Below are 9622 nucleotides of genomic sequence, written 5' to 3'. Positions count from 1 at the left end.
CTGGCTCGAGCACTACAACCTGGACCGACCCCACCTCGGCATCGGCGGCCAACGCCCCATCGACCGAGTCAACAACGCAGCGGGTCAGTACACCTAGGGCGACGGTGGAACCGCCTCGTGCTGTCTCGGTCGAGAGGTGGTGGAGGCGGGCCGACGGCGGCCGCCACCGGTGCGAATCGAGTGCCTGGGTCAGATCGGTCACGAGACAGCGTTGCTCGTGGCGCCCATCGATCCATCGCGTCGATCGAGAGATGACCGCAGACGTGCCTGACGATGTGCGTACGAATGCGCATCGGGGTGCACCCAGATGCGCGCTGAAGAGTCCCCAGGCTGATGTACTACCGCCCCGATGTACCGCTCGACCTGCGACGACGTGTCAGGGCAGGCGGCGCGCCATGGCGAAGTTCGTGAGCGTCACGCCGCGCCGGACCGGGTGCTGCTCGGCCGTGACGACGAAGCCGTGCGCCTCGAAGAACGGGCGCGCGGTGAGGCTCGCGTGGGTCGTGAGCGTCGACGCGCCGTCGCGGAGGGCCGTCTCGTGCGCCCACGCGAGGAGCGCCGAGGCGACGCCGGTGCGGCCGACCGCCGGGTCCACGAACATCATGTCGACGTACCCGCCCGGGTCGACGTCGGTGAAGCCGACGACGCGGCCGTCGACCTCCGCGACGACCGTGCGCCGCGCGGCCCGGCGGTGCGCCCAGGCCGTGAGGTCGACGTCGTCGGGCGCCCACGCGGCGAGCTGCTCCGGCGTGTAGTCCGCGGCCGCGGTGACGCGGATCGCGGCGAGGAACACGTCGAGGGTGGCCTGCGCGTCGTCCGACGCGTAGGGACGGATCGTCGGGGGCATCACGCCAGGCTAGCGACGCCGGCGGCGCATCCCGTACGGGCACCCGCGGCGGCCGGGGCGCACGACCGGGGGATGCGTCGGCGCGGCGTTCGGCGTAGAACGGGTCGCATGTTCGAAGAGGGCCAGCTGTACGCCCCCGTCACCGCGGACGAGGACGGCAAGGCCAGGGTTCACCTCGCGGACGACCATCCCGGTGCGAAGGACGACGAGTACCGGCGACGACGCGACGAGATCGCCGCCCCGGCGCTCGCGTGGCGGCCCGGCGACCCCGTGCCGCGCGTGGAGTACACCGACACCGAGAACCGGATCTGGGAGACGGTGTGCCGGGAGCTCGCGCCGAAGCACGAGCGGCTCGCGATCCGCGGGTACCTCGAGGGCAAGGAGGCCCTCGCGCTGCCGACGGACCACGTGCCGCAGCTCGACGAGGTGAGCGCGGGGCTCGGTCCGCTCAGCGGGTTCCGGCTGCACCCGGCCGCCGGGCTGGTGCCGCTCGACGTGTTCTACGGGTCGCTCGCGGACGGGGTCTTCCACTCGACGCAGTACCTGCGGCACGCGTCGCAGCCGCTCTACACGCCCGAGCCGGACATCCTCCACGAGGTCGTCGGGCACTGCAATCTCCTCGCGAACCCGGCGATCGCCGAGGTCAAGCGGCGTGCCGGCGAGGCCGCGCGGCGGTGCGAGACCCCCGAGGGGCTGCAGTACGTGGCGGACGTCTTCTGGTTCACGATCGAGTTCGGCGTGATGTACGAGGGCGGCGAGCTGCGGGCGTACGGGGCTGGGCTGCTGTCGTCGTACGGGGAGATCGAGGAGTTCCGCGGTGCGGACATCCGGCCGGTCGACTTCCACCAGATGGCGACGCTCGCGTACGACATCAGCCACTACCAGCCGGTCCTGTTCGCGTGCGACGGGATGGGTGAGCTCACGGACCGGGTCGGCGGGTTCTTCGCGGAGTTCGACGACGAGACGCCGGCGCGGCTCGCGCGCGAGGCCGCACGCGTCTGACGGCCGGTGCGCGCGGCGGGCCGGCCCCTGCGGCGGCTCGTCGCGCAGCCCCCGACGAGGTCAGGCGACGGGCTCGCGCCCCTGCACGAGCAGGTGCTGCCGGAAGAACGCCGCGAGGTCGGCGGTCGCGTCCAGCGGGAGGACGGCGGCGACGTACTGGTCGGGGCGGACGACGACGACGCACCCGTCGCGATCGATGCCGCGCGCGTCGAAGACGTCGTCGTCGGGCAGTGCCGCGAAGACCTTCTCGTAGTCGACGAGGTCGAACGGGCCGGTGCGCGGCAGGAACAGCGCGGGCACGCGCGTGACGTCGACGTCGACGTGGCGCTGCTGGTAGACGACCTTGACGTCGAGGAGCGCGTCGAGCGCGTCGCCCTCGCGTGCGTGCGCGAGGACGGGTGAGTCGGGCGACGTCGCCATCCAGCCGGCCCAGTCCGCGAGCGCGGACCGCTCCCCCGCGGCGGGCCGGTCGGCGAAGGCGTAGACGCGCCAGCGGCCGTCGGCGCGGTGCTGGTGGCCGAGGTGCAGGGGGTTGGCGTCGGCGACGCGGACGACGGGGGCGGACTTGAACCTCTTGCCGAGGGGGAACCCGGTGGCGAGGCGCTGGTGGGTGGCGTCGCCGACGAGCATGGACGGCGGGTACTGCGTCATGAAGCCGAAGAGGAACTCGGTGGTGCGCACGTAGAACGCGGCGAGCTCGCCGGGGTCGAGGTCCTCGGGCTTGCGGGCCATGAGGGAGGACCACTCGCGGTCGAAGTCGATGAGGTTCTGGGCGATGACCTGGCGTTCGGCGGAGTAGGTGGTGAGGAGGGTCTCGGGGCTGCGGCCGGTCAGGACGTGGCCGAGCTTCCAGGCGAGGTTGAAGCCGTCCTGCATGGAGACGTTCATGCCCTGGCCGGCCTTGGCGCTGTGGGTGTGGCAGGCGTCGCCGGCGATGAAGACGCGGGGGGTGCGGGTGCCGCGCTGGTCGAGGGGGACGTCGTCGAAGCGGTCGGTGACGCGGTGGCCGACCTCGTAGACGCTGTGCCAGGCGACGGAGCGGACGTCGAGGGTGTAGGGCCGCAGGATGGCGTTGGCGTGGTCGACGATCTGGTCGATCGTGGTGGCGCGGACGGCGTCGCGGGTGTCGGGGTGGACCTCGCCGAGGTCGACGTACATGCGGAAGAGGTGCCCGCCCTCGCGCGGGATGAGCAGGATGCTGCCGCCGGTGCCGGACTGGATGGCGCACTTGAGGCGGATGTCGGGGAAGTCGGTGACGGCGAGGACGTCCATGACGCCCCAGGCGTGGAAGGCGCTGTCGCCGCGGGGGACGCAGCCGATGGCGCGGCGGACGTCGCTGTGGGCGCCGTCGGCGCCGAGGACGTAGCGCGCGCGGACGGTCTTGTCGGTGCCGGCGTCGTCGCCGGTGGTGAGGGTGAGGTGCACGGTGACGGGGTGGTCGCCGTGGTCGGCGACGTGCAGGTCGCGGAAGGCGTAGCCGTAGTCGGGGCGCATGCGGGTGGGGGCGTTGGCCATGTACTCGGCGAAGTGGTCGAGGACGCGGGCCTGGTTGACGATGAGGTGGGGGAACTCGCTGATGCCGGAGGGGTCGTCGGGCGGGCGTTCGCCGCGGACGATGCGGGTGGGGTCGGCGGGGTCGGGGTGCCAGAAGCACATCTCGGTGATGCGGTAGGCCTCTTCGGCGATGCGTCCGGCGAAGCCGAAGGCCTGGAAGGTCTCGACGCTGCGGGCCTGGATGCCGTCGGCCTGGCCGATGGCGAGGCGTCCGCGGCGGCGGTCGACGATGCGGGTGGTGACGTCGGGGAACTGGGAGAGCTGGGCGGCGGCGATCATGCCGGCGGGTCCGGTGCCGACGACGAGGACGTCGACCTCGTCGGGCAGGTCGTCGGGGCGGTCGAGGCCGACGCCGGCGGCGGGCTGGACCCGGGGGTCGCCCGAGACGTAGCCGTGGTGGTGGAACTGCATGGTGCGACTCCCCCGGACGTCGTTGTCGAGGTGGGAGGCGTGGCGCGCCGGTCGGTCGCGCGGACCTCCCTCGTGCGGATCGTATACGGCGGTGGATAGAGTGCCGAGCGGACGGCCCCACGACGGCGTGGGTCCGACGCTCGACGAGGAGGTCGGCGATGCCCTCGGTCTCCGCGCACGCCGCGGTCACCCTCGCCGCGCACGTGGACCACGTGTTCGGGGTCATGGGCAACGGCAACGCGCACTTCCTCGACGCGCTCGCGCGGCAGACGTCGGCGACGTTCACGCCGGTGCGGCACGAGTCGGGGGCGGTCGTCGCGGCGGACGCGCACCACCGGGCGTCGGGGCGGCTCGCGGCGGCGACGACGACGTACGGCGCGGGGTTCACGAACACGCTGACGGCGCTGGCCGAGGCGGTGCAGGCGCACGTGCCGCTCGTGCTGGTGGTGGGCGACGAGCCGACGTCGGGGCCGCGCCCGTGGGACGTGGACCAGATCGCGATGGCGTCGGCGGTCGGGGCTCGCACGTACACGGTGGGACGTGCCGACGCGGCGGCGACGACGGCGATCGCGGTCGAGCACGCGCTGACGTACCGCGTCCCGACGGTGCTGGCGATCCCCTACGACGTGGCGACGCTCGACGCGGGTCCGGTGCCCGAGGTGCCCGAGCCGCGGCTGCCAGGTCCGCTCGCGCCGCGCGGCCCGTTCGCGGAGGCGACGGTGCGGGACGTCGCAGCGGCGCTGGCGTCGGCCCGGCGGCCCCTGCTCATGGCAGGGCGGGGCGCGTGGCTCGCGGGCGCGGGCGACGTGCTGGGGAGGATCGCGGACGCGACGGGTGCGCTCACGGTCACGACCGCGCTGGGCCAGGGCGTCTTCCCACGGACCGAGTTCGACCTGGGCGTGGCCGGCGGGTTCGGTGCGCGCGGGGCCATGGACCTCGTGCGGGAGGCGGACGTCGCGGTCGTCGTGGGGGCGTCCCTCAACCAGTTCACGATGCGGTTCGGCGAGCTGTTCGCGCCCGGCACGCGCGTGCTCCAGGTGGACGTCGCGCCTGCGGCGACGCACCCGCACGTCGGCGGGTTCGTGCGGGGCGACGCGGCGACGGTCGCCGCCGCCGTCCTGGACGCGTTGGGCGCGCTGGGCGTGCCGGCGAGCGGGTGGCGCGAGTCGGTCGACGTCGCCGCCGCGCGCGTGCACGAGGCGGGCACCGGTGTCGCGCCCGACGGGCGTCTCGACCCGCGCTCCGCGGCCGCGCGCATCGCGGCGCTCCTGCCCGCCGACCGGGTCGTCGTCTCCGACGGGGGCCACTTCATCGCGTGGGCCAACATGTACTGGCCCGTCGCGTCGCCCGACCGGATGATCATGGTCGGCACCGCGTTCCAGTCGATCGGGCTGGGCTTCCCGAGCGTGGTCGGCGCGGCGCTCGCCCGGCCCGACGCGACGGTCGTGCTCACGTCGGGCGACGGGGGCGGGCTCATGGCGCTGGCCGACCTGGAGTCCGCCGTGCGCGTCGCGGGCGGGCGCGGGATGGCCGTCGTGTGGAACGACGCCGCGTACGGCGCCGAGGTGCACGTGTACGGGCGCAAGGGCCTGGTGCGCGAGCCCATGCTCATCCCCGCGGTCGACTTCGCGGGCCTCGCGACCGCCGTCGGGGCGCACGGCGTGACCGTGCGGACGCTCGACGACCTCGACGCCCTCGCCGACTGGGCCGCGCGCCCCGCCGCCGAGCGCCCCTTCCTGCTGCTCGACCTCGTCGTGTCGCCCGGCGTCGTCGCGCCGTACCAGGAGGAGATCGTGCGGGCGAACAGCTGAGCAGCACGCGTCCGCGAGCGCACGGTGCCCGCGGACCGACCGGTTCCGTCAGACGAAGGGCGCGAGGTGCGGATGTCCGAGCAGGTCACGAGCCGCGACGGGGTGGACCCGAGGTTCGCCGCGCTCCCGGGGCGCCCGGGGAAGGTGGTCGCGGTGCACCTGAGCTACGGGTCGCGCGCGGACCAGCGGGGGCGTCGGCCGGCGCAGCCGTCGTACTTCCTGAAGCCGTCGAGCTCGGTGGCGGCGTCGGGTGGGACGGTCGAGCGTCCGGCGGGGACGGAGCTGCTGGCGTTCGAGGGTGAGGTCGCGCTCGTGATCGGGACGGCGGCGCGGCGGGTGCGCGTCGAGGACGCGTGGCGGTACGTCGGGTGGGTGACCGCGGCGAACGACCTCGGCCTGTACGACCTGCGTGCGGCGGACCGCGGGTCGAACCTGCGGTCGAAGGGCGGGGACGGGTTCACGCCGCTCGGTCCGCGGCTGCTGGACGCCGCGCCGCTCGACCCGGCGGGGCTGCGGGTGCGGACGTGGGTCAACGGTGAGCTGCGGCAGGACGACACGACCGCAGGGCTGATCTTCCCGCTCGCGCAGCTGGTCGCCGACCTGTCGCAGCACCTCACGCTCGAGCCGGGCGACGTGATCCTCACGGGGACGCCGGCGGGGTCGTCGGTCCTGCGGCCGGGCGACGTCGTGGAGGTGGAGGTGGACGCGCCCGACGCACCGGGCTCGCCGACGACGGGCCGGCTGGCGACGACGGTCGTCGAGGGGACGCACGCCTTCGACTCAGGCGTCGGTGCGCTGCCCGCCGTCGACGACCACGAGCGCGCCGAGGCGTGGGGGTCGCGGGCGGCCGCCGGGCTCGACCCGCAGCGGGAGACGGGCGCCCTGACGCCCGACCTGCGCGAGAAGCTCGCGCGCGTGCCGGTCGCCGCGCTGAGCGGGCAGCTGCGCAGGCGAGGGCTGGACCGGGTCACGGTCGACGGGGTGCACCCGCTGCGCCCGGGGACGCGGCTCGTGGGCACGGCACGCACGCTGCGGCTCCTGCCCGGTCGGGAGGACCTGTTCGCCCGGCACGGCGGCGGGCAGAACGCGCAGAAGCGCGCGTTCGACGCGGTCGGTCCCGGTGAGGTGCTCGTCATCGAGGCCCGCGGTCGGGCGGACGCGGGCACGCTCGGTGACGTCCTCGCGCTGCGCGCGCACGTGCGCGGTGCGGCCGGGATCGTCACGGACGGCGCGGTGCGGGACCGGGACGCGGTCGCGGCCGTCGGCATCCCCGTGTACGCGGCGGGTGCCCATCCGGCGGTGCTGGGACGGCTGCACGTGCCGTGGGACACGGACGTCGCGGTCGCGTGCGGCGGGACGACGGTCGAGCCGGGCGACGTGCTCGTGGGCGACGCGGACGGCGTCGTCGTCATCCCGCCGGCGCTGGTCGCGGAGGTCGTCGACGCCGCGCTCGCGCAGGAGGAGGAGGACGCGTGGGTCGCGGAGCAGGTCGCCGCCGGGCACGCGGTCGACGGGCTGTTCCCGATGGACGCGACGTGGAGAGCGAGGTACGACGCGTGGCGCCGCACCCGGTGAACGCCTCCCCCGCCGGCCGGGCGCCGACGGCCGGGTCGCGGACGCCCGTCGGCGCGGCGGCCTCGTCGGCGGGCGCCGGCAAGTCGCAGCAGGCGTACCGGTGGCTCCGCGAGCGCATCGCGGGCGAGGAGTACGCGCCGGGCCACCGGCTCGTGCTGGGCACGATCGCGGACGAGCTCGACATGAGCGTCGTGCCGGTGCGGGAGGCGATCCGGCGGCTCGAGGCGGAGGGGCTCGTGACGTTCGAGCGGCACGTCGGCGCGCGCGTGTCCCTGATCGACGACACCCAGTACCGGCACAGCATGGAGACGCTCGCGATGCTCGAGGGCGCCGCGACCGCGCTGGCAGCCCCGCACCTCACCGCGGAGCACGTGACGCAGGCGCGGCGCGTCAACCGGCGGCTCGTCGAGCAGCTCGACGACTTCGACCCGCGGGCGTTCACGTCGCTCAACCACCGGTTCCACGCCGTCCTGTTCGCGGCGTGCCCCAACCCGCGGCTGCTCGCGCTGGTCGACGCCGAGTGGGCGCGGCTCGGGCACCTGCGCGACTCGACGTTCACGTTCGTGCCCGACCGGGCGCGCGAGTCCGTGCGGGAGCACGAGGCGCTGCTCGACCTCGTCGCGTCGGGTGCGTCGCCGGCCGACGTCGAGCGCGCGGCGCGCGCGCACCGGTCCGCGACGCTCGCGGCCTACCTGGCCCGCGAGCACCCCGACGAGGCGCCGGCGCCCGCCGGTGCGACATCCCCGGAGAGGTGAGCGATGGCCACCACGGACGACCGACCCGGCGCACCGGCGGAAGCGCACGTGCCCGCGGACCTGCCGGACCGGGTGCGGCACCACATCGGCGGCGAGGACGTCGACTCGACCGACGGCGGGACGTTCGACGTGCTCGACCCCGTCTCCAACCGGACGTACCTGCGTGCCGCGCGCGGCACCGCGGCCGACGTCGATCGCGCCGTCGCGGCCGCCCGGCGGGCGTTCGAGGAGGGGCCGTGGCCGCGGATGCTCCCCCGCGAGCGCTCGCGCGTCCTGCACCGGGTCGCGGACGTCGTCGAGTCGCGCGACGCGCGGCTGGCGGAGCTGGAGAGCTTCGACTCGGGGCTGCCGATCACGCAGGCGCTCGGGCAGGCGCGCCGGGCGGCGGAGAACTTCCGGTTCTTCGCGGACCTGGTGGTGGCGCAGGCGGACGACGCGTTCAAGGTGCCGGGCAGGCAGCTGAACTACGTGAACCGCAAGCCGATCGGGGTCGCGGGGCTGATCACGCCGTGGAACACCCCGTTCATGCTCGAGTCGTGGAAGCTCGGCCCGGCGCTCGCGACGGGCAACACGGTCGTGCTGAAGCCGGCGGAGTTCACGCCGCTGTCGGCGTCGCTGTGGGCGGGGATCTTCGCCGAGGCGGGCCTGCCGACCGGCGTGTTCAACCTCGTGCACGGGATCGGCGAGGAGGCGGGCGACGCCCTGGTCCGGCACCCGGACGTGCCGCTGATCTCGTTCACGGGCGAGAGTCGCACGGGCCAGCTGATCTTCGCGAACGCGGCGCCGCACCTCAAGGGCCTGTCGATGGAGCTCGGCGGCAAGTCCCCCGCGGTCGTGTTCGCCGACGCGGACCTCGAGGCGGCGGTCGACGCGACGATCTTCGGGGTGTTCTCCCTCAACGGGGAGCGGTGCACCGCCGGCAGCCGGATCCTGGTCGAGCGGTCGGTGTACGACGAGTTCGTCGAGCGGTACGCGGCGCAGGCGCGGCGCGTCGTCGTCGGCCCGCCGCACGACCCCGCGACCGAGGTGGGCGCGCTCGTGCACCCCGACCACGTCGACAAGGTCATGTCGTACGTCGAGATCGGGAAGACCGAGGGGCGGCTCGTCGCGGGCGGCGGGCGCCCCGACGGGTTCCCCACCGGGAACTACGTCGCACCGACCGTGTTCGCCGACGTGCCGCCCGACGCGCGGATCTTCCAGGAGGAGATCTTCGGGCCCGTCGTCGCGATCACCCCGTTCGACACCGAGGCCGAGGCGCTCGCCCTCGCGAACGGCGTCCGCTACGGGCTCGCGGCCTACGTGTGGACGAACGACCTGCGGCGGGCGCACACGTTCGCGCACGGCGTCGACGCGGGGATGGTCTGGCTCAACAGCAACAACGTGCGCGACCTGCGCACGCCGTTCGGCGGCGTCAAGGCGTCCGGGCTCGGTCACGAGGGCGGGTACCGCTCGATCGACTTCTACACGCACCAGCAGGCCGTGCACGTGACGCTCGGCCCCGTGCACAACCCGACGTTCGGCAAGGTCGCCCCGCACCCGCCGACCGACCTCGACGACCCCGACCCGCGCTGAACCCGACGAGAGAGGGCGCACGACGTGAACGCCACCCCCACGCCGCCGGGCGGTCGCCCGGCGAGCGCGCGCTTCATCCCGACCCCCACGTCGCC

Annotated in this window: 8 protein-coding genes; 5 read left to right on the top strand and 3 right to left on the bottom strand. The window is 74.5% G+C overall.

The window, feature by feature from the left end:
• On the bottom strand, positions 1–202 hold a 202-nt coding region (locus CTKZ_RS22200; protein ID WP_210766394.1), incomplete at its 3' end, for a hypothetical protein.
• A gap of 174 nt (positions 203–376) precedes the next feature.
• Positions 377–847: a GNAT family N-acetyltransferase gene (locus CTKZ_RS11425; protein WP_124343060.1), complete on the bottom strand. Its 471-nt coding sequence runs from the start codon at positions 845–847 to the stop codon at positions 377–379.
• Positions 848–955: 108 nt separating this feature from the next.
• On the opposite strand from CTKZ_RS11425, the gene CTKZ_RS11420 reads away from it, so the two are divergent.
• Positions 956–1849: a phenylalanine 4-monooxygenase gene (locus CTKZ_RS11420; RefSeq protein ID WP_124343059.1), complete on the top strand. Its 894-nt coding sequence runs from the start codon at positions 956–958 to the stop codon at positions 1847–1849.
• A 60-nt stretch (positions 1850–1909) separates the two neighbouring features.
• On the opposite strand, the gene CTKZ_RS11415 is transcribed toward CTKZ_RS11420, so the two are convergent.
• Complete coding sequence (locus CTKZ_RS11415; protein ID WP_124343058.1) at positions 1910–3814, bottom strand: FAD-binding monooxygenase; 1905 nt, start codon at positions 3812–3814, stop codon at positions 1910–1912.
• 158 nt (positions 3815–3972) lie between these two features.
• Between CTKZ_RS11415 and CTKZ_RS11410 the strand changes: the two genes are divergently transcribed.
• The 4 genes from CTKZ_RS11410 to hpaE all read left to right on the top strand — a co-directional run bounded on the left by CTKZ_RS11410 (position 3973) and on the right by hpaE (position 9527).
• The gene (locus CTKZ_RS11410; protein ID WP_124343057.1) at positions 3973–5625 is read left to right on the top strand and encodes a thiamine pyrophosphate-binding protein; all 1653 of its coding nucleotides are present in this window, start codon (positions 3973–3975) and stop codon (positions 5623–5625) included.
• 72 nt (positions 5626–5697) lie between these two features.
• Positions 5698–7200 carry a fumarylacetoacetate hydrolase family protein gene (locus CTKZ_RS11405; RefSeq protein WP_124343056.1) on the top strand — a complete coding sequence of 501 codons (1503 nt, stop codon included), beginning with the start codon at positions 5698–5700 and terminating at the stop codon, positions 7198–7200.
• Positions 7182–7955 carry a GntR family transcriptional regulator gene (locus CTKZ_RS11400; protein ID WP_268904338.1) on the top strand — a complete coding sequence of 258 codons (774 nt, stop codon included), beginning with the start codon at positions 7182–7184 and terminating at the stop codon, positions 7953–7955. The genes CTKZ_RS11405 and CTKZ_RS11400 overlap by 19 nt, the downstream gene beginning before the upstream one ends.
• Before the next feature lie 3 nt (positions 7956–7958).
• Positions 7959–9527: a 5-carboxymethyl-2-hydroxymuconate semialdehyde dehydrogenase gene (hpaE, locus tag CTKZ_RS11395; RefSeq protein ID WP_124343055.1), complete on the top strand. Its 1569-nt coding sequence runs from the start codon at positions 7959–7961 to the stop codon at positions 9525–9527.
• The last annotated feature ends 95 nt before the right edge of the window (positions 9528–9622 follow it).

It is taken from the genome of Cellulomonas algicola, assembly GCF_003851725.1.
Taxonomy (GTDB): domain Bacteria; phylum Actinomycetota; class Actinomycetes; order Actinomycetales; family Cellulomonadaceae; genus Cellulomonas; species Cellulomonas algicola.
This window is presented reverse-complemented; position numbering and strand designations above follow the sequence as displayed.

What these genes read in the sequence shown, in the direction of transcription:
- CTKZ_RS11405 (WP_124343056.1), top strand. Translation starts at nt 5,698, where the DNA reads ATGTCCGAGCAGGTCACGAGCCGCGACGGGGTGGACCCGAGGTTCGCC.
- CTKZ_RS11425 (WP_124343060.1), bottom strand. Translation starts at nt 847, where the DNA reads ATGCCCCCGACGATCCGTCCCTACGCGTCGGACGACGCGCAGGCCACC.
- CTKZ_RS11420 (WP_124343059.1), top strand. Translation starts at nt 956, where the DNA reads ATGTTCGAAGAGGGCCAGCTGTACGCCCCCGTCACCGCGGACGAGGAC.
- CTKZ_RS11410 (WP_124343057.1), top strand. Translation starts at nt 3,973, where the DNA reads ATGCCCTCGGTCTCCGCGCACGCCGCGGTCACCCTCGCCGCGCACGTG.
- CTKZ_RS11415 (WP_124343058.1), bottom strand. Translation starts at nt 3,814, where the DNA reads ATGCAGTTCCACCACCACGGCTACGTCTCGGGCGACCCCCGGGTCCAG.
- hpaE (WP_124343055.1), top strand. Translation starts at nt 7,959, where the DNA reads ATGGCCACCACGGACGACCGACCCGGCGCACCGGCGGAAGCGCACGTG.